The organism is Tropicimonas sp., from assembly GCF_047971885.1.
In the GTDB taxonomy this organism is placed as follows: domain Bacteria; phylum Pseudomonadota; class Alphaproteobacteria; order Rhodobacterales; family Rhodobacteraceae; genus Tropicimonas.
In genome coordinates, this window is sequence record NZ_JBKEAE010000192.1 from 1 (window position 1) to 20,314 (window position 20,314).

General features: G+C 65.8%; 17 protein-coding genes. 3 read left to right on the plus strand and 14 right to left on the minus strand.

The window, feature by feature from the left end; all coding sequences use genetic code 11:
- The 4 genes from ACK5IR_RS16175 to ACK5IR_RS16190 form a co-directional block, all read right to left on the minus strand.
- The coding region (locus ACK5IR_RS16175) for a F0F1 ATP synthase subunit gamma (RefSeq protein WP_416930314.1) at window positions 1-807 on the minus strand (807 nt) is incomplete at its 3' end.
- Window positions 808-821: 14 nt separating this feature from the next.
- Complete coding sequence (gene atpA, locus ACK5IR_RS16180; protein WP_416930316.1) at window positions 822-2,360, minus strand: F0F1 ATP synthase subunit alpha; 1,539 nt, start codon at window positions 2,358-2,360, stop codon at window positions 822-824.
- Window positions 2,360-2,920 carry a F0F1 ATP synthase subunit delta gene (locus ACK5IR_RS16185; protein ID WP_416930318.1) on the minus strand — a complete coding sequence of 187 codons (561 nt, stop codon included), beginning with the start codon at window positions 2,918-2,920 and terminating at the stop codon, window positions 2,360-2,362. The genes atpA and ACK5IR_RS16185 overlap by 1 nt, the downstream gene beginning before the upstream one ends.
- Window positions 2,921-3,288: 368 nt before the next feature.
- Entirely contained in the window at window positions 3,289-4,047 is a 759-nt protein-coding gene (locus tag ACK5IR_RS16190; RefSeq protein WP_416930320.1) for a methyltransferase domain-containing protein, read from the minus strand.
- 67 nt (window positions 4,048-4,114) lie between these two features.
- Between ACK5IR_RS16190 and gloB the strand changes: the two genes are divergently transcribed.
- Entirely contained in the window at window positions 4,115-4,876 is a 762-nt protein-coding gene (gene gloB, locus ACK5IR_RS16195) for a hydroxyacylglutathione hydrolase (protein ID WP_416930322.1), read from the plus strand.
- Window positions 4,877-5,082: 206 nt separating this feature from the next.
- Entirely contained in the window at window positions 5,083-7,416 is a 2,334-nt protein-coding gene (clpA, locus tag ACK5IR_RS16200) for an ATP-dependent Clp protease ATP-binding subunit ClpA (protein WP_416930324.1), read from the plus strand.
- A gap of 110 nt (window positions 7,417-7,526) precedes the next feature.
- Here clpA and ACK5IR_RS16205 read toward each other — a convergent pair whose 3' ends face one another.
- From ACK5IR_RS16205 to ACK5IR_RS16215, 3 genes are all read right to left on the minus strand, one after another.
- Entirely contained in the window at window positions 7,527-9,212 is a 1,686-nt protein-coding gene (locus tag ACK5IR_RS16205) for a peptidoglycan -binding protein (RefSeq protein WP_416930325.1), read from the minus strand.
- Window positions 9,213-9,215: 3 nt separating this feature from the next.
- Window positions 9,216-10,628, minus strand: coding sequence for a biopolymer transporter ExbB (locus ACK5IR_RS16210; protein ID WP_416930327.1), 1,413 nt, complete (start codon window positions 10,626-10,628; stop codon window positions 9,216-9,218).
- Between the two features lie 87 nt (window positions 10,629-10,715).
- On the minus strand, window positions 10,716-11,279 hold the full coding sequence (locus tag ACK5IR_RS16215) for a gamma-glutamylcyclotransferase (RefSeq protein WP_416930329.1): 564 nt from the start codon (window positions 11,277-11,279) through the stop codon (window positions 10,716-10,718).
- Between the two features lie 65 nt (window positions 11,280-11,344).
- Here ACK5IR_RS16215 and ACK5IR_RS16220 point away from each other — a divergent pair, with 65 nt between their 5' ends.
- Entirely contained in the window at window positions 11,345-12,358 is a 1,014-nt protein-coding gene (locus ACK5IR_RS16220; RefSeq protein WP_416930331.1) for a DUF2125 domain-containing protein, read from the plus strand.
- A gap of 26 nt (window positions 12,359-12,384) precedes the next feature.
- On the opposite strand, the gene ACK5IR_RS16225 is transcribed toward ACK5IR_RS16220, so the two are convergent.
- From ACK5IR_RS16225 to ACK5IR_RS16255, 7 genes are all read right to left on the minus strand, one after another.
- Complete coding sequence (locus ACK5IR_RS16225) at window positions 12,385-13,374, minus strand: extensin family protein (protein ID WP_416930333.1); 990 nt, start codon at window positions 13,372-13,374, stop codon at window positions 12,385-12,387.
- Window positions 13,371-14,303: a prephenate/arogenate dehydrogenase family protein gene (locus ACK5IR_RS16230; RefSeq protein ID WP_416930335.1), complete on the minus strand. Its 933-nt coding sequence runs from the start codon at window positions 14,301-14,303 to the stop codon at window positions 13,371-13,373. The genes ACK5IR_RS16225 and ACK5IR_RS16230 overlap by 4 nt, the downstream gene beginning before the upstream one ends.
- The gene (gene hisC / locus ACK5IR_RS16235; RefSeq protein WP_416930337.1) at window positions 14,300-15,385 is read right to left on the minus strand and encodes a histidinol-phosphate transaminase; all 1,086 of its coding nucleotides are present in this window, start codon (window positions 15,383-15,385) and stop codon (window positions 14,300-14,302) included. Before hisC ends, ACK5IR_RS16230 begins: the two co-directional genes overlap by 4 nt.
- Window positions 15,386-15,476: 91 nt before the next feature.
- On the minus strand, window positions 15,477-16,895 hold the full coding sequence (locus ACK5IR_RS16240; protein ID WP_416930339.1) for a homospermidine synthase: 1,419 nt from the start codon (window positions 16,893-16,895) through the stop codon (window positions 15,477-15,479).
- Between the two features lie 85 nt (window positions 16,896-16,980).
- Complete coding sequence (locus ACK5IR_RS16245; RefSeq protein WP_416930341.1) at window positions 16,981-18,684, minus strand: ArnT family glycosyltransferase; 1,704 nt, start codon at window positions 18,682-18,684, stop codon at window positions 16,981-16,983.
- A gap of 24 nt (window positions 18,685-18,708) precedes the next feature.
- Entirely contained in the window at window positions 18,709-19,329 is a 621-nt protein-coding gene (gene rpsD, locus ACK5IR_RS16250; protein WP_416930343.1) for a 30S ribosomal protein S4, read from the minus strand.
- Between the two features lie 162 nt (window positions 19,330-19,491).
- The coding region (locus tag ACK5IR_RS16255) for a GGDEF domain-containing protein (RefSeq protein WP_416930345.1) at window positions 19,492-20,314 on the minus strand (823 nt) is incomplete at its 5' end.

A 20,314-nucleotide genomic window follows, 5' to 3' on the forward strand; every position in this document is an offset into this window, starting at 1 on the left:
CTCGATCGTCAGCTTGTCGATCATCTCGCCGGCGTTGCGGGTCGCGTTGTCCATGGCGGTCATGCGGGCACCCTCTTCGGAGGCGCCGTTTTCGAGCAATGCGGTGAAGATCTCGGTCGAAACCCCGCGCGGCAGAAGTTCGACGAGAACCCCCTCCTCGCCCGGTTCGTATTCGTAGGGCGTGCCGTCCGAGGTATCTTCACCGGGCTGATCGAAGACCGCCGGGATGATCTGCTTGACCTGCGGCTCCTGCGTGATCACCGACACGAACCTGTTGTAGAAGATCGTGCAGACATCGAACTCGCCGGCGGCGAAGCGATCCATCACACCGCCGGCGATACCGGCGGCATTGTCGTAGCCGACGCGCTTCACCTCGCTCATGTCGACATGGGCGATGAAGTGCTGGCTGTACTCGCGCTTGAGCTGCTCGCGCCCCTTCTTGCCGACGGTGATGATCTTCACCGTCTTTCCGGCACCGAGAAGCGTTTCGATCCTGTGCTTCGCGGCGCGGACGATCGACGAGTTGAAGGCGCCGCAAAGGCCGCGCTCCGAGGTCATCACGACCAGAAGCTGCACCTGGTCCGAGCCCGTCCCGGCAAGAAGCCGGGGCGCGCCGTCGCGGCCACCGACCGAGCCGGCCAGACCGCTCATCACAGCCCGCATCCGCTCGGCATAGGGCCGCGCGCTTTCGGCTGCGTCCTGTGCCCGCCGCAGCTTGGCGGCGGCCACCATCTGCATGGCCTTGGTGATCTTTCGCGTCGATCTGACGCTGTCGATCCGGTTCTTGAGGTCCTTGAGACTGGGCATCTGCGCTTCCTCGCTTACGCGAAGCCCTTGGCGTACTCTTCCACCACGGTCTTCAGGCGGTCGGCGGCATCGCCCTTGATCTTCGGATCCTCGCTGGTGATCCAGTCGAGCAGCTCGGAATGCTTGGAGCGCACGAAATTCAGCAACCCGGCCTCGAAACGGCCGACCTGACGAACGTTTATCTTGTCGAGATAACCGCTCACGCCGGCAAAGATGACGGTGACGATCTCGGCATTGGTCAGCGGCGAATATTGCGGCTGCTTCATCAGTTCGGTCAGGCGCGCGCCGCGGTTCAGAAGCTGCTGGGTCGCGGCGTCGAGGTCCGAACCGAACTGGGCGAAGGCCGCCATCTCGCGATACTGCGCCAGTTCCAGCTTCACCGGGCCGGCGACGGATTTCATCGCGTTGGTCTGCGCGGCAGAGCCGACACGCGACACGCTGAGACCGGTGTTCACCGCAGGGCGGATGCCCTGATAGAACAGTTCGGTCTCGAGGAAGATCTGGCCGTCGGTGATCGAGATCACGTTGGTCGGAATGAAGGCCGACACGTCGCCGCCCTGGGTTTCGATGATCGGCAGCGCGGTCAGCGAGCCTGCGCCGTGATCCTCGTTCAGCTTGGCGGACCGTTCCAGCAGGCGGGAATGCAGGTAGAACACGTCGCCCGGATAGGCCTCGCGCCCCGGCGGGCGGCGCAGCAGCAGCGACATCTGGCGATAGGAGACCGCCTGTTTCGACAGATCGTCGTAGATGATCAGCGCATGGCGGCCGTTGTCGCGATAGAATTCGGCCATCGATGTCGCCGAATAGGGTGCGAGATACTGCATCGGCGCCGGGTCCGAGGCGGTGGCGGCGATGATGGTGGTATATTCGATCGCGCCGGTCTCTTCGAGCTTCTTGACAAGCTGCGCCACGGTCGAACGCTTCTGACCGATGGCGACATAGATGCAGTAGAGCTTCTTGCTCTCGTCGTCGCCGGCGGCTTCGTTGTAGCTTTTCTGGTTGAGGATCGTGTCGAGCGCGACGGCGGTCTTGCCGGTCTGGCGGTCGCCGATGATCAGTTCACGCTGGCCGCGGCCGATCGGGATCATGGCGTCGACCGACTTGAGGCCGGTGAACATAGGCTCGTGCACCGACTTGCGCGGGATGATGCCGGGCGCCTTGACATCGGCGACGCGACGCTCGGTGTAATCCACCGGGCCCTTGCCGTCGATCGGATTGCCCAGCGCGTCAACCACCCGGCCAAGCAGGCCGTCGCCCACCGGAACGTCGACGATGGCGCGGGTGCGCTTGACCGTATCGCCTTCCTTGATGTCGCGGTCAGAGCCGAAGATCACCACACCGACGTTGTCGACCTCGAGGTTGAGCGCCATGCCACGGATGCCGCCGGGAAACTCCACCATCTCGCCGGCCTGGATGTTGTCCAGCCCGTGCACGCGGGCAATGCCGTCGCCGACACTAAGCACCTGACCGACTTCGGCAACCTCGGCCTCCTGACCGAAGTTCCTGATCTGGTCTCTGAGGATTGCGGAGATTTCCGCCGCTTGCAATGCCATTACCCGACCTCTTTCATAGCGTTCTGGAGTGCGGCGAGTTTCGCGCGGACCGACGTGTCGATCATCTTCGAACCCACCTTAACGACGAGACCGCCGATGAGGCTTTCATCGACGGCGGTTTTCAGTTTGATGTCCTTGCCGAAACGGGACTTCAGCAATTCGGTGATCTCGCCTGCCTGAGTTGGCGAAAGCGGGCTGGCCGAGGTTACTTCGGCCGTCACCTCGCCCTTTTGCTCGGCGACCTTCTCGCGCAGGGCGGCAACCAGCCTGGGCAGGACGAACAGGCGATGCTTGGACCCCATCAGCGCAAGCGTGTTTCTGGTGAGCGGGCTCAGGCCCAGCGCATCCGACAGCGCGGTGATCGCGGCGGTCTGCTCGGCGCGGGTATAGACCGGCGAGGCGATCATGTCGCGCAGGTCGGCCGAGGTGTCGAGCGCCTCCGACAGGGTGTCGGTATCGGCTTCGAGCGCGTCGATCGCATTCTCGTCCAGGGCCAGATCGAACAATGCCTGCGCGTAGCGCCCGGCAATGCTTGAAGAAATCGAAGCCGTCTCTGACACGTGCACCCCTCTTCGCTTCTTGTTCGCGCATCCCTGCCTTGGATCAGCCGGATACACTCCCCTCAGGGCGGCAACTGCGGTTCCCCCCTAAATCGTGAAGGCATGTAACAGACCCGTTTGCACCTCGCAACTCTCTTGGCTTCGGTAATTTCATTGCCGGCAGGCGGTAAGTTTGGAAATTTCCTGTCTGCCTTATGCCATGCAGCAGTTTGAAGCTGTCGGGCACACCGTTCGCGCCGGCTTTGGCATGCGATTGCATACCCCGACGTTATCGCAGGCGCAGCACCTCCCGCCGGATGTCATGCGTTAACATCCGGAAAAGAGAATCGCCGTGCCTTTCGATGCGATTTGATTCGCACGGCCCGGCCTCACACGCCGGCCGGTTCGGCGCCACTGCCCGGCACGCCCTCGAGCACGCGCAGCGGCAGGCGGGCAACCTCACGCACGGCGGCCCCCCCGGGGGTCTGGAGCACCTTGGAAACCTCGACGATGAACACCCCGCCCGCCAGTGACGACGAAATCCTGCCGCCGTACCGCTCAAGCAGCCCGGCACTGCGCAGCCAGAACCGCTTTTCCGAAGGCGGGCCGAACAGCGCGGCCACATGGCGCTCGGGCTGGAAGGAATGGCGCAGCAGCACCGCCTCCAGCTGCCCGTAGGAAAAGGGCTGCCCGTAGCCGAACGGCGTCACATCGCGCCGCGCCCACAGACCGGAGCGGTTGGGAACGACAACGATGGCACGTCCACCCGGACCGAGGACCCGGTAGCATTCGCTCAGAACCTCGGTCAGGTTGTCGGTGGAATCGAGCCCGTGCATCAGCAGCATCCGGTCGACGCTGCCGGTTTCGAGCGGCCACATGGTTTCCTCGACCAGCACCGAGACGTTCGGCTGGCCGAGCGGCCACGGCATGACCCCCTGCTGCGCCGGCATCATGGCGATCACCCGCCTGGCACTGCCGAGAAACGGGCGCATGAGCGGCAGCGTGAAGCCGAACCCCGCCAGGGTCTGGCTCCGCACCGCCTCGACCGGCCAGAACAGTAACAGCTGATCGCGGATCGCCCGCTGCGCCACCCGCCCCAGCCTGGTCTTGTAATAAAAGTTTCTCAGGTCCAGTACATCGAGGTACATTGCGCCCGGACTGCTCCTTGCTCATCCTGGGCGCAACCATACCCGCTAGCGGAAAAAAGGAAACGCCATGGCGCTCAGAATTGTTACGGTCCCCTGCTGCACCGACAATTACGCCTATCTTCTGCACGATCCCGAAACCGGCGCAACAGCCGTGGTCGATGTGCCCGAAGCCGGTCCGATCGAGCGTGCATTGCGGGAAAACGGCTGGACGCTGTCGGAAATCTTCATCACCCACCATCATTCCGACCATATCGACGGGGTAGCCGCGCTCAGATCGGCAACCGGCGCCCGGGTGACCGGTGCCGCCGCCGATGCCCACCGTCTGCCGCCGCTCGACAGGTCGGTACGGGAGGGCGATACTGTCTCGGTCGGTTCGGTCGACGGGCAGGTGCTCGACGTGCCGGGCCATACGATCGGCCATATCGCCTATGTCTTTCCCGGCGTCGCCTTCACCGGCGACAGCCTGATGGCCCTCGGCTGCGGGCGCCTGTTCGAGGGCGATGCGCCGGCCATGTGGAGCACGCTGAAAAAGCTCGCCGCCCTGCCGCCGGAAACCCTGATCTGTTCTGGGCACGAATACGCGGCATCGAACGGCGCCTTTGCCCTGACCGTCGATGCCGAAAACGCGGCATTGCGCGAACGCGTCGACGATATCGCCCGGCGGCGCGCCGGCGGCCTGCCGACGGTTCCGGTTCCGCTGTCGCTCGAACACGCCACCAACCCTTTCCTTCGGTCGGCCGCGCCCGAGATGAAGGCCGGGCTTGGAATGGGCGACGCCCCCGATGTCGAGGTCTTCGCCGAGATTCGCCGCCGCAAGGATGCGTTCTAGACAGATCTGCCATCCGGCAGTGGAATGGCTTGCCAGACGGCGCGCAGGTGCGCGATCACATTTTGTGCATTTTTGCCCCTGCAAAGCGTCGTCCACAAAAAAACACTTGAAGACAGCGCCCCGCCCACCAAACTTTAAGGCAAAGGGGCCAATCTGGACGTGCGGGATCGATCCGCCGCTGGTCCGCAGGATAAGGAGCACGACACGTGCCGTCATTTTCGAACACGCTCGAGCACGCCATCCACGCCGCGCTGGGATATGCCAATGCGCGCCGCCACGAACTCGCCACGCTGGAGCATCTTCTTCTTGCACTGATCGACGAACCCGACGCGGCCAAGGTCATGCAGGCCTGCGATGTCGATCTGGAGGAACTGAGCCGCACGCTGGTGGAATTCATCGACGAGGATCTGGCCACCCTGATCACCGAGGTCGAAGGGTCCGAAGCGGTACCGACCGCTGCCTTCCAGCGCGTGATCCAGCGCGCCGCCATCCATGTGCAATCCTCGGGCCGGTCGGAGGTGACCGGCGCCAACGTGCTGGTCGCGATCTTCGCCGAACGCGAATCCAATGCCGCCTTCTTCCTGCAGGAGCAGGACATGACACGCTATGACGCGGTGAATTTCATCGCCCACGGCGTTGCCAAGAACCCCGGTTTCGGCGAGGCGCGCCCGGTGACCGGCGCGGACGAATCCGAAGGCGCCTCCCAGCGCGGGCAGGACGGCCCAGCGGACGGCGATCAGAAGGAATCCGCGCTTGCCAAATACTGTGTCGATCTGAATGCCAAGGCGCGCGGCGGCGAGGTGGATCCGCTGATCGGCCGCGCGCACGAGGTCGAGCGCTGTGTGCAGGTGCTCTGCCGCCGGCGCAAGAACAACCCGCTTCTGGTCGGCGACCCCGGCGTCGGCAAGACGGCGATCGCCGAGGGGCTGGCACGCAAGATCGTCGGCGGCGAGACGCCCGATGTGCTTTCGGGCGCCACGATCTTTTCGCTCGACATGGGCGCGCTGCTGGCCGGTACCCGCTATCGCGGCGATTTCGAGGAACGGCTCAAGGCGGTGGTCTCGGAACTCGAGAACCACCCCGACGCCATCCTGTTCATCGACGAGATTCACACCGTGATCGGCGCCGGTGCCACCTCGGGCGGGGCGATGGATGCCTCGAACCTGCTGAAACCGGCGCTTCAGGGCGGCAAGCTGCGCTGCATGGGATCGACCACCTACAAGGAATACCGCCAGCACTTCGAAAAGGACCGCGCGCTGTCACGCCGCTTTCAGAAGATCGACGTGAACGAACCTTCGGTCGAGGACAGCGTGAAGATTCTCAAGGGGCTGAAGCCCTATTTCGAGCGGCATCACGACATCAAGTACACCGCCGACGCGATCCGCACCGCGGTCGAGCTTTCGGCGCGCTACATGAACGACCGCAAGCTGCCCGACAAGGCGATCGACGTGATCGACGAAGCCGGCGCGGCGCAGCACCTGCTGCCCGAAAGCCGCCGGCGCAAGACCATCGGCACCAGGGAGATCGAGGCTGTGGTGGCCAAGATTGCCCGCATTCCGCCCCGGAACGTCTCGAAGGACGATGCCGAGGTGCTGCGCGATCTCGAAGCGACGCTCAAGCGTGTCGTTTTTGGCCAGAACGACGCCATCGAGGCGCTTTCGGCGTCGATCAAGCTGGCGCGCGCCGGGCTGCGCGAGCCGGAGAAACCCATCGGCAACTACCTCTTCGCGGGACCCACGGGCGTCGGCAAGACCGAGGTCGCCAAGCAACTCGCCGATACGCTCGGCGTCGAACTGCTGCGCTTTGACATGTCCGAATACATGGAGAAACACGCGGTCTCCCGCCTCATCGGGGCGCCGCCGGGCTATGTCGGCTTCGATCAGGGCGGCCTGCTGACCGATGGCGTCGATCAGCATCCGCATTGCGTCCTGCTGCTCGACGAGATCGAGAAGGCGCATCCGGACGTGTTCAACATCCTGCTTCAGGTGATGGATCACGGCACGCTGACCGATCACAACGGCCGTTCGGTCGATTTCCGCAACGTGATCCTGATCATGACCTCGAATGCCGGCGCCTCCGAGCTTGTCAAATCGGCGATCGGCTTCGGGCGCGACACGCGCGAGGGCGAGGATACCGCCGCGATCGAGCGCACCTTCACGCCCGAGTTCCGCAACCGTCTGGACGCGGTGATCAGCTTTGCGCCGCTGGGCAAGGAAGTTATCCTCCAGGTAGTGGAGAAATTCGTCCTCCAGCTCGAAGCGCAGCTTCTCGACCGCAACGTGACCATCGAACTGACCCGTCCGGCAGCCGAATGGCTGGCCGACAAGGGCTACGACGACCGCATGGGCGCCCGCCCACTTGCCCGGGTCATTCAGGAGCACATCAAGAAGCCGCTGGCCGAAGAGCTTCTGTTCGGCAAGCTGACCAAGGGCGGCATCGTCAAGGTTGGCGTCCGCGACAACAGGATCGACCTGCGGATCGAGGAACCGGGCAACCTGCGCCTGCCCTCGCGCAAGCCTCCGCTGCTGACCGCCGATTGAGATCAAGCCGGTGTTCCGCACCGGGGCTTCATGCGCGGTACTTCTGCGCAACGGGACGGAACCCGGCCACCGCAAAGTGGTATTCAGGCTTCGACAGCGCCGGGCGGGGCTCAGCGCTCGGTCAGTTTCAATTCGATGCGCCGGTTGCGCGCCCAGGCCTCGGGCGTATCGGCCGGATCGACCGGCTGAAACTCGCCAAAACCGGTGGCGGCAAGCCTGTTGGGCGGGAAGCCGAGTGCCTCGGTCATGTAACGCACGACCGCCAGCGCCCGCGCCTGACTGAGCTCCCAGTTGCTGCGATAGGCCCCGGCGCCCGAAAGCGGCTGATTGTCGGTGTGCCCGTCGACGCGGATCACCCAGTCGATATCCCCGGGGATATCGGCCGAGACCTCGGAGAGAATGCTTGCGACCCGCGCAATCTGTGCCTGCCCTTCGGCGGAAATCTCGGCCGAGCCGGGTTCGAACAGCACCTCGGAGGAAAAGACGAACCTGTCGCCCTCGATCCGTACCCCCTCACGACCACCCAGCACATTGCGCAGCCGGCCGAAAAACTCCGACCGATAGTTCTTCAGGTCCTTCGCTTCGGCCTCAAGACGGGCCTTCTCCTCTTCCAGACGCCGGCGTTCGGCCTCCTCCAATTCGGCACGCTTGCGCTCTTCGCTGGCCACCTGCGCCAGCGCGGTATTGAGCCGGTTGCCGAGGGACTGAATCTCCACCTGCGCTTCGGCATCGCGCGCGTCCGCCGCATCGAGCAGGTCCTGCAACGCCCCAAGCTGGGTCCTCAGCGCCGTCACATTCTCGTTCAGCAGCGCAATGCTGCGCTGGCTTTCCGCCGATTTCGCCTCCTCCTGCGCAAGCTGGGCGTGCGCCGCCGCAAGCAGCACGGCGCGTTCCTCGGCGGCGCCGAGTTGCTCTTCGGCGCTGCGCTCGGCGGCAAGTCTGGCCGCCTCGGCGGCGGCAAGCTGCCGATCGAGGTCCTGTTCTGCCGATTGCGCGGCAGCCAGCAGCGTCAGCGTATCCTCGGCCTTCCTGCGCTGTTCCTCAAGCGCCAGCGTCATTGCGGTCAGTTCGTCCTCGGCCCCTTCCAGCCGCTTGCGCAATGCCTCGGCCGCGGCGGCTTCGGTCAGGCGCGAAGCCTCCTGTTCGGAAATCTGCGCCTGCAAGGCATCCGCGCGCGCGGTCTGACTGGCCAGATCTTCCCCGGTTGCCGCAGATTCCGCCTGCAGATCGGCGATCAGCGCCTCCAGCGCCTGGCGTTTTGCCGCAGCCAGCCGTGCCGCTTCGCTCTGGGCGTCAATCTCGCCGCGCGCAGCCGCCAGCGCCGTCTGCAAGGCGTCACGCTCGCCTTCCAGCGCGGCCTGCCCCGAGGCGAGGGTGTCGCGCTCCAGCAGCAGCGCGGCCACCCGTTCCTCGAAACCGGCAATTGCGGTTTCGGCCTCGCCCAGCGCATCCTGCTGATCGCTCACCTGTGCGGCGAGGGCGACGATCTGCGCCGCCTGCGCCTCGGCCGTTTCGCGCGACCGGTCGAGGGTCGCGTTCAGCGTACCGATTTCCGCGTTCAGCGCCTCGGATTTCCGCCTTTCGAGGCCCAGCGCGTCGGCAAGCTGCGCGATATCGGAATGCAGCGTGTCCAGTTCGTGTTCCTGCCCCGTGATCGTCTCGCGTAGCATGAACTGAACGATCATGAAGATCGACAGAACGAACATCAGCACCAGCAGAAGCGCCGTCATCGCATCGACGAATCCTGGCCAGATCGAGGCCGAAAACCGGTCGGATCTGCGCCGCACCAGGCCCATCGATCAGCGCTCCGGACCGGATCGGGCATACGCGACATCCGCCAGATTGCGGATCTCGCGCGTCAGCGCCGTTATCTCGTTGCGCAACTCGGCCACTGTTTCCTGCCGGCCGGCGGCCAGTTCCTCGAGGATGCGCAGCACCTGCACGTCGATCGAGCGAAGCCGCATCCGACTTTCGGCATCGCTGCCGCCACCGCCGGTTTCAACCGCCTCCTGCGCCCGCTCGGCCACCGTGGCGAAATATGCGATCAGCCGTTCCTGTCCCTCGATCAGCCGCCCCTGCCCCTCGGCGACATGCGCCTGCATCGCGGCAAGCTCGGCCAGCCGCTCCGCGATGGGGGCCTGGGCGTCGGCCATCCTTTCCTGCCCCGCCGCAAGCTGGCCCTGCAACGCGACCACATGCGCCTGCCCTTCGGTCATGCGCGACTGGGCGTCGCCGGCGCGGCTCAGGATATCGACAGTCCGGCGCTGCCCCTCGGCGATCCGGTCGAGCGCGTCGGTCTCGCGGGTGTCGTGCTGCAACGTACGGGTCAGCGCGGTCACCGCAACGGCAACCTCGGCCATCTTGTCCTCGGCCGTACTGCGGCTTGCGTCGGCCTGCGTCTGCAACGTCCGCATCGCCTCGAGTTGCTCGGCCATGTGGTCGAGCACGCCGATCAGCGCCCCGGCCTCGCCCGAAAGCTCGCTGTCGCCACCGGCGAAACCCAGCCGCGTGATGGAGGAAAGCCACTCCTCCAGTTCGCGGTAGAAACGGTTCTGCCCGCGCGAGGCAAACAGCTCCAGCAGACCCACAACCAGCGAGCCGGCAAGCCCCAGCAGCGATGAGCCAAAGGCCGTCCCCATGCCGCCAAGCTGCGCCTCGAGCCCGCCCATCAGCTTGGTGAAGACATCGGCACCCGTCTCCCCCTCCTGCGGGGCAAGCGATCGGATGGTGTCGATCACCGCCGGAACCGTCGTCGCGAGGCCATAGAACGTGCCCAGAAGCCCCAGGAAGATCAGCAGGTTGACAAGGTAACGCGTGATATCGCGGGCCTCTTCGATCCGGGTGGCAACCGAATCGAGGATCGACGATGCCGAACTGGACGATATCTGCCGGTTGACCCCGCGCGAGCGCAACAGCGCGGCGAGCGGTGCCAGCAGGCGCGGCGCCGGCCCGCGCGCCGCAGTGGCGTGATCGCGCACGAAAGCCTCGATCCAGCGCACCGAGGACGAAAGTTGCGCGACCTGCAGGAAACAGGCCAGCACCCCGATCAGAAACACCAGCGCGATGGTCCCGTTAAGCCAGGGGTTGGCCATGAATACCGCGCTGACGCTTGGATAGATGAACCAGCCACCCACGGCGACCAGACCCAGCACCACCAGCATCTGTACGATCTGGCGGACGGGTTGCGAGAATTGCGTCGGTATTTCGGACAAGTCTGCGGCCTCTCTGGTCGTGGCGCCTAGGGCGTATTGCCGCAACGATAGAAAGGCCGCCGGCGATTGCCAATCGGCAAAACGCGCTCAGTCGCCGGACGATGCGGCCAGGGCACGGACACGTTCGGCAAGCCAGTCGAGTTCGGCATCGGCAAGGCCAAGCTCGGCCAGATGACCGGCGGTATTGTAGAGATATTCGGTATTCGGGCCACGCCCGCCCACCGCACGGGCGATGATGCGCGCCTGCTCTTCCAGCGGCAGGCCGCCGCAATACTGGACGTGATCGCGGTCCACCACATAGGCAAGCGAGAGCACCCGGCGGCCATCGCACAGGGACAGGTCGACCATCTCCTCGAGATAGGCGGACGAGATCAGTTCGCGCTCGCGCAGCGAGGCGACCGTTTCGCGCTCGGCGCCGGGCGCGACACGAAAGGCGACACCATCGCAGGAGGCACCGCTGCCGTGATCGAGGGCAAGGACAAGCCCCGGCTTTTCCTCGGTTCCACGGTGATGGATCGAGGACATGCAGAAGCTGCGGCGATACCCGGCAAGCCGCGCCACTGACCGCTCGGCCACCGGAAATCCCGGATGCCAGATCAGACTACCGTAGCCAAAGACCCATAGGGGCTTGGAAAAGTCGATGTCCTGCATATCCTGCCCTCGCAAACCTGAGGCGCGTGATACATCGAGTCTCCGGAGAAACGAAAGGGGCCAGCATGAAACCGGTCAGATTGTTGTGGCTGATTGCGATTGTCGCGCTGGGGTGGAGCGCCTGGTGGGGCTGGGGTGCCTGGACAACCGAGCACAACCTGACCAGATGGCTGGAGGCGCGGCGCGCGCAGGGCTGGCAGGCCGAATGGTCCGACATCTCGGTGAAGGGGTATCCGACACGGATCGACACGACGATTTCCGGCCTGACGCTGGCCAATACCGCGGCCGGATGGGTCTGGAACACCCCGTTCTTCCAGATCCTCGGGCTGAACTACGAAAAGAACCACTATGTGCTGGTCTGGGCCGACAGCATGGATCTGCAAACCCCGTCCGAGCGGATTGCGGTCGACGGCGAGGATCTGCGCGGCAGCGTCACCTTCGTGCCGGGTGCGGCGCGCGAACTGGACGATGCGACCCTCGTGTTCAAGGGGCTCGCCCTGTCCTCCGACGCCGGATGGACGGCGACGCTGGACGAAATGCGGCTGGCGAGCCGGCCGAACGAAAACCGCGCCAATACCATGCGCGACGTGGCGCTGGAGCTTGCCGGCCTGCACCCGGAATCCGCGGCATTGCAAAACCTTGCCCGGCTCGGGATCGTTTCGCCAAACGTCGAGCGGCTCAACGCCGACCTGACGGTCACCTTCGACCGCCCGTGGGATCGCACCGCGCTGGAAGACGCGCACCGCCCCCAGCCGCGGGCCATCGACATCCGGGATGCCGGGATTCTCTGGGGCAAGCTGGAACTGCGTGTCGCCGGAGACCTGACAATGGACGCCTCGGGCACGGTTTCGGGCAGGATGCAGATCAAGGCGACCAACTGGCGCGACATGCTGGCGCTGATGCGCCAGACAGGCACCGTTCCCGACGCCGTGGTCGATACCATCGACGCGGCGCTGAAACTTCTGAGTGGCCTTGTCGGGCCGTCCGACACGCTCGACATTCCGCTGACCTTTGCCGACGGCCACACCAGAATCGGTATCGTGCCGGTTGGTCCGGCACCGGTCATCCGGCTACCGTGAGCGCGGATGGACGGGCGGAAGCGGCCTCAGCGGCAGTAACTGCCCGAGCGGTAGCGCGCCGTGTCGACGTGGAAATGATCGCGGTGATAGCTGTCGGAGCGCGGGCCGAGCACGGTGCCGAACGGACCACAGGCCGCACGGTGGGCCTTTTTCATCTCGTCGCCCCATTTCCCGCTCGACCAGCCGTTGAGAACCGTCACCTGCGTTCCGTCGCGCAGGACGATGGCCGAGATATCGACGGCGCGCCCCTTGGCATGTTCCGAAAGCCGGCCGCCGGAGCGGTTGTTGCGGTTGCGGCAGACGTAATGCGCCGCCACGTTCAGTTTGACCACCCCACCGCCCTGACGCCCGAAGGCGGGCTTGACGCCCTTTTCGACCCAGGCGTTGAGCGCCCTGGCCGTTGTGCAGTCGATCGTCGCCGGCGCGCTGAGCGCGACGCCTGCAACCGATGTCACCCGCACCGGATTGTCCACGCCGCAGCCGCCCGCGGGATTGCCGAAGCTGGCGATCTGCGTTCCCTTGATCGCATCGACACCACAGACCGCTCCCTTGGCCGAGTAATTCCCCGCCGAAGGGAAGCGGCGGCGGAATTTCTCGAAAAACCCGGCCGGGCGCAGGTGCGGCTGCGGGGTTCCCGGCGCTACCTGCATGACGGCCGAAACCGGCACGACCCCGTAACCCGCCAGCGGATGCGGCGGGCGTTCGGCCGGGCGGTGGGCGGCGTCGTACCGGATGCGCGTCACCTGCCGCGCCACCGCCACCCTGCTGTCGGCCGGCTCGCGATGTTCGGCGAAGATACCGTCGCGGCGGATGGGCCGGTATTGCCCGGGTGTGCCCGTCGATTCGGCCGCCTGACCAGCCGGTCCGGCCCGCGATACGATTGCCGAGGCAGGCTGCAGCACCTCCGGTCCGGGGCGGGCGACGGGGCGCATTCCGGCGCCGGTGACCTGTGCGGCGGGGGCTGCGGTGGCGGCCAGCAGGGCCGCGATCACGAATCCAAGGGTGCGTTTTCTCATGCACCGCCCTTATCACGGTTACGGCCACGGCCAAAATCGGCGTCGGCGGTATCCTGCCCAGCCTCGATGATGCCGCGACGGATGGCGCGCGTATGGGTGAAATAGTCGAACAGGAGATCGCCGTCGCCCTTGCGAATGGCCCGTTGCAGCCGCATCAGCTCCTCGATGAAACGGCCGAGGATCTCCATCGTCGCGTCCTTGTTGTTGAGGAACACGTCGCGCCACATCGTCGGGTCCGAAGCCGCGATGCGGGTGAAATCGCGAAACCCGGCGGCGGAATATCTGATGACCTCGCTGTCGGTCACCCGGCGCAGGTCGTCGGCGACGCCGACCATCGTATAGGCGATCAGATGCGGTGCATGGCTGGTGACCATCAGCACCAGATCGTGGTGATCGGGTTCCATCGTCTCGACATTGGCACCCATGCCGATCCAGAACCGCTCCAGCTTCGCCAGCGCAACGGGGTCCACCTCGCCCGCCGGCACGATCAGGGTGTAGCGGTTGTCGAACAGTTCGGCAAAACCGGAACGCGGGCCGGAATGCTCCGTCCCGGCCAGTGGATGCGCGGGGATGAAGTTCACCCCTTCCGGCAGATGCGGCCCGACCGCATCGATCACCGCGCGCTTGACCGACCCCACATCGGTGACGGTCGCGCCCGGTTTCAGGTGCGGGCCGATCTCGGCCGCCACCGCCCCCATCGCCCCGACCGGCACGCAGAGCACCACCAGATCAGCATCGGCGACGGCTTCGGCGGCCGTTTCGGTGACGATATCGCAGAGCCCGTCCTGCCGCGCGATGGCGCGGGTTCCGGCCGAGCGGGCGGTGCCGGCAATCACGCGCTGAAGCCCGGCGCGGCGCCCGGCATGGATCATCGACGAGGCGATCAGCCCAAGCCCGATATAGGCCACGCGGTCGTAGATCTGGCTCAACTCCGCACCTCCCGGAAACTGCGGATGCCCTCGACGACACGGGCGCAGCCGGCCTCGTCGCCCACGGTGATGCGCAGGCATTCGGGCAGGCCGTAGCCCGCCACCCGGCGCACGATGACACCCTGCGACTTGAGGTGAGTGTCGGCGGCCTCGGCCTCGGCCCGGTCGGCAAAGCGGGCGAGCAGGAAATTGGTCAGGCTGGGATCGGATGGCACACCGAGCGCGGCCAGTTGTCCGGCCAGCCGGTCGCGAAGCCGCGCGGTTTCGGCCAGGCAATGACCGGCCCAGTTCCGGTCTCGTACCGCCGCCATGGCGGCGGCCATCTGGATTTCCGACAGGTTGAACGGCTGGCGGATGCGGTTGAGCACGTCGATGATCTCGCGCGGGCCATAGCCCCAGCCGATGCGCAGACCGCCGAGCCCGTAGAGCTTGGAGAAGGTGCGGGTCATGAAAACGTTGTTGCGCGCCTCGACCAGTGCCGCGCCGCCGTCGTAACCGTCGACAAACTCCGCATAGGCGCCGTCGAGTACAAGGATCGCGCCCTCGGGCAGGCCCTCGGCGAGCCTTGCAACCTCGTCGATACCGATCATCGTGGCAGTCGGGTTGTTGGGGTTGGCGACGAAAACGATTCTGGTGCGCCCGGTGCAGGCAGCCAGCAGGGCATCGACATCGGTTACCCGCTCGCGCTCCCTTGCCACCACGGGGGTGGCGCCGACCGCATGGGCAAGGATCGGGTACATGGCAAAGCCGTGCTCGGTATGCACCACCTCGTCACCCGGCCCGGCAAACGCCTGACAGAGAAACTGCAACACCTCGTCCGAGCCGACGCCGCAGATGATCCGCCCGGCATCGAGCCCGTGCACCTCGGCGATTGCCTGCCGCAGCGGGGCATGATCGGTGTTGGGGTAGCGGTGAACCTGCCCGGCCGCCCCGGCGATCGCCGCCCCGACACTCGGGCTGGGGCCGAAGGGGTTTTCGTTGGAGGACAGCTTCAGCACATCCTCCACCCCTTCGACGCGGCTTTCGCCGCCCTCGTAGGGGGCAATTTCCATGATTCCGGGCTGCGGCGTGATCTTTTTCATCGTGGTCTCCTTGGCGCCCTCATAACGGCGGCGGCGGGCGGATGCCAGACAGACGACGCCATGCCGGAGAGGCGCTGGCGCCGCACCGGCATCAGCCGGCCAGCACGTTACGGAACGCCCAGGGCTCCTCCGCCACCACCTCCTCGGGGAACTGGCTCTGTCGATCGCTCAGCGGCGTCCAGTCGGTATAATGCGCCTCGACCGGCCCGAGATAGGGCCGCTGCACCTCGAGACAGCGCGCATGATCCATCTCGTCGGTCTCGACGATCCCGGCACCGGGGTTCTCCAGCGCCCAGACCATCCCCGCCAGTACCGCCGACGACACCTGCAACGCGGTGGCGTTCTGATCGGGCGCGAGCCGCCGCGCCGCGTCGTTCGACAGACGCGAGCCGTACCAGAGCGCGTTCTTCGCGTGCCCGTAGAGCAGCACGCCCAGTTCGTCGATGCCCGACGCGATCTCGTCGACATCGAGGATGTGGTGACGCTGCTGAATGCTGTTCGAGCCGAACATCTCGTGCAGGCTCAACACCGCATCGTCGCAGGGGTGATAGGCATAATGGCAGGTCGGGCGATAGCCGGGCGCCGCCGGATCGCCGACAGTATAGTAATTGGCAATCGAAATCGCCTCGTTATGGGTCACCAGAAAGCCGAATTGCGGGCCGGGCGTCGGACACCAGGTGTTCACACGGGTATCGGCACCGGGCTGTTCGAGCCAGATACCGGCGCGGCAGCCGGTCGCGTGGCGGTGCGCATTGGGGGGAAACCACGGCTCGAACGTGCCCCAGCCCAGTTCCGCCGGCTGGAACCCCTCGGCGATGAACCCCTCGACCGACCAGGTGTTGACAAAGGTGCCCAGCGGGCGGGGCGCCGCGCGCACCTGCGTATCGCGTTCGGCGATATGAAGCCCCTTGACACCGAGCCCGCACATCAGCCCCGCCCAGCCGGCGCGGTCCACCGGCGCGGGCACGGTGCGGCCCAGGTCGCGGGCCAGCGTCAGCAGCGCCTCCTTGACCAGCCAGCTTACCATGCCGGGGTTGGCGCCGCAGCAACTGACGGCGGCGCTGCCGCCCGGGTTGGCCGCCTTTTCGTCGCGCACCATCTGGCGCAGCGCGTAATTGGTACGCGCGGCGTTGTCTTCGGTACCGAAATAATACCCGGCCCACGGCTCGACCACGGTGTCGATATAGGGAACCCCCATCTCGCGGCAGGCCCTCATCAGGTCGAGCGACGAGGTATCGACCGACAGGTTGACGCAAAATCCGCTGCCCGGCTCCAGCAGGCCGGCCAGCACCTCGCGGTGGTTCTCCGGCGTCAGCGCGACCGCCGCGTGACGGTAGCCGCGCGCGGTAATCTCGTCAGCCCGCAATGTCGAAGGTTCGACAATGGTCAGACGGCCGCGATCGAAGGTGAAATGGCGTTCGATCAGCGGCAGCGTGCCGCGCCCGACCGATCCGTAGCCGATCAGCACAACCGGGCCCTCGATATGGCCATAGACGGGAAAGCGAGTCATCGCGAGGCTCCTCCTGCATCCATGCGGTCATACGGGGAGTGAGCGGCAAAGAAAACCGGCCGATGCCGGCCTGGCCGGCCGGCGGCTAGCGCCGGATCGCGACGTAAACGGGCTCGCCGTGTTTCCGCCGCAATTGCGCCGCATCGCGCGCCCTGATCGCCGCCCAGGCGTCCGAGGCAGAAAACCCTGACGCGAAATCGCGGCTTTCGCCGATCTCGTATCCGCGCGCCGCAAGATCGTCGGTCAGCGCCTTGTCGGTAAACACCACGGCGGAACTGCCCGCCTCCGGCAGGCTCGACAGATCGGCCGGATAGACCCAGTCCTCCACCCCCGGCAGGTAGACCCCGACATCGCCGGCGCGCTTGCGCGACGCGAACAGGTACACCCGGTCCGGAGGCACACCGGAGGCACCGATCACCCGCGCGACGAACTCGGCATTCGTCGGTGCGGCAAGAGCGTACCTGAGCGGGGAAATCATCGCGAGCGTGACCGGCAGGATCATTCCAACCAGCGCGGCAACTGCCCAGACCGGCCATCGGCGCCCGCAGGTCAACACGGCCGCCAGACAGGCCGCGAGGGAAAGAAGGGTCAGCAGGGCGGCGGCGGACTGGTGCAGCGCCACCAGAACCGCCAGCGCGGCAAGCCCGACAAACAGCGGGAAGACGGCGACCAACCGAAGTACTCGCAGGAACCTGACCCGCAGGTCCTGCGGTGCGATCCGGTCGGCGGCATATCCCAGCAGCACCGCAACCGCCGGGATGGCGGGCAATATATAGCGTTCGTACAGCGCCGAGGAAAAGGCGAAGAGGCACAGGATGGCAACCGCCCAGACGATCAGGAACAGGATCGGCCGCTCCAGCCGGCGCCAGCCGGACCAGTTCCAGCGGCGCAGAAGGACAGCAACCGCAACCGGCAGCAGCGGCACCCAGAGGTCGGTGATCGTCTTGCGCAGATTGCCCAGAAACAGCGAAAGGGAGAAGCGAACCTTCTCGGTGACCTGATCGCCGAGGAAATCGCTTCGGAACGTGCCGGGCTCCTGCACGGCGGCCAGCACAAACCACCAGCCGGCGGCCAGCAGCGCGATGGCAAAGGCCGCCGCCTCGCGGCCGAGATCGCCGTCGGGGCGGGCATCCGCACCACGCGATACGCCGCGCACCGCCCAGAAGACGGCCACCACGACAAGCGCGACCAACCCCTTGCCGAGCATGGCAAAGGCCACCCCGCCATATCCCGCCAGATAAAGCCAGAACCGCCCTCCGCTCCGGTCCGACAGCAGCGTCGCGAAAGCGGCCAGCGCCAGGGTGACGCCCAGAAGCAGCGGCATATCGGGAATATGCTGGGTGGCAGAACGAAAGAACACGCGATGGCCCGCCAGCGCCGCAACCGCAACCGCGGCCCCGGTAAGGGTGGCACCGACCGAACGCGCCATCGCAAAGGTCAGCGCCAGCACACCCGCCGCGCTGACGAGCCACAGGAATTTGGTGGCGAATGGCGAAAGGGGGAAAAGCGTACGCCCCGCCACGATGTAATAATAGGCCATCGGCGGCTTCTTGAGCCTGACCTCACCCGCCAGCGTTTGCGGGATCACGTAATCGCCGCCGGCAAGCATGCGCGCCGCGCCGACAACGTAATAATGCTCGTCGGAGTGGGTCTCGAGCGGACGGACGGCTTCCGGCAGCACCAGAAACAGGAACGCCGCTATCAGTGTCGCCAGAACGGGAAACGCCCGGCGCGGCGGTTCGGAAAACCAGCCGGCCGGGCGCTTCGAATTGCTGTCGTCAAGCGGCATCGCACCAAGCGCTTTGCCGGCCGGTCAGTTCTGGGCGTAGTATTCGATGACGAGGTTAGGCTCCATGTGAACCGCGTAGGGCACATCGCCCAGACCCGGGGTGCGCACGAAGGTTGCGGTCATCTTGGAATGATCTGCCTCGATGTAATCGGGCACGTCGCGCTCGGGCAGGCCGACGGATTCCAGAACGGTCGCAAGCTGCCTGGAACGATCGCGAACCTCGATCACGTCGCCTTCCTGCACCCGGTAGGAGGGGATATTGACGCGCTTGCCGTTCACCAGCACATGGCCATGGTTGACGAACTGGCGGGCGGCAAAGATGGTCGGAACGAACTTGGCGCGATAGACCACCGCATCAAGGCGGCGTTCGAGCAGGCCGATCAGGTTCTCGCCGGTATCGCCGCGAACCCGGGCCGCTTCGGCGTAGATGCGCTTGAACTGCTTTTCGGTCAGATCGCCGTAATAGCCCTTGAGCTTCTGCTTGGCGCGCAGTTGCAGGCCGAAGTCCGACATCTTGCCCTTGCGGCGCTGGCCGTGCTGACCGGGGCCGTATTCGCGGCGGTTGACCGGCGACTTGGGACGGCCCCAGATGTTTTCGCCCATGCGGCGGTCGATCTTGTACTTGGCAGAGGTGCGTTTGGTCACCGTCTGATCTCCTTCCGATGCGCCGCCCGGCAGGCGGCTGTGAAGGGCGTTGTCCTTTCCCTTTCGGGCGACAGGCATCCCCTTGCGGGGGCCGCCAACACCAATGAAGCACCCGGCCACCGGGGCCAGGATGGTGCCGTCTAAAGCGCGCGGTGCATGGTGTCAACCGCCGGCAGGGCCGGACCGTTCCCCTTCGGCAAGCGCTGCGGAATAGACGGTAACACGGCCGCGACCGGCATGTTTGGAGGCATAGAGCGCCGCATCCGCCTGCCGGAGCAGGCTGTCAGCCTCGGCCCGCTCGTGCATCGCGCTTGTCACGATCCCGATACTGCCGGAAATCCTGCACGAGGCGGCACCGAACGGCACCGGCTGTTCGAGCTGGGCGATGATACGCTCCGAGATCGCCCTCAGCCGGTCGGTATCGACCAGTTCCTGAAAGATCAGCACGAACTCGTCTCCGCCGACCCGCGCCACGGTATCTGTATTGCGGGTTTCCGAAATCAGTATCCGCGCCACCGCCTGCAACACCTCGTCTCCGGCGGCGTGCCCATAGCTGTCGTTTACCGATTTGAAGAAATCCAGATCCAGGTGCACCAGCCCGAAAGGCACCGCATTCGCCGCCAGACGCCGCAGCACCTGATCCATCGCACGGCGGTTCTTCAGCCCGGTGAGCGTATCGGTATAGGCCTGCTCCTCGGCCGCCGCCCGTGCCCCCTGAAGGCGCAGGTTGAGCTTACGCGACGCCGCGAGCGCCGCCGATTTCGCCTCGACCAGATAGAGCATCTCGACGGCAAGGTCGGTGGTGGCAAAATCGGAAAGCGTCAGCGAATAGTCCCGCACCGCATCGACAACCCCGATCCCGAAGGACAGGTTGATGAGCGCCCCCGCGCCGCAGGGCAGCGGAACGATCACCGCCTTGAACGTACCCTCCTCGCCCTCGCGGAACGAGAGCGACAGCCGCCCCGAATCGGCGCCGAGCAGATCC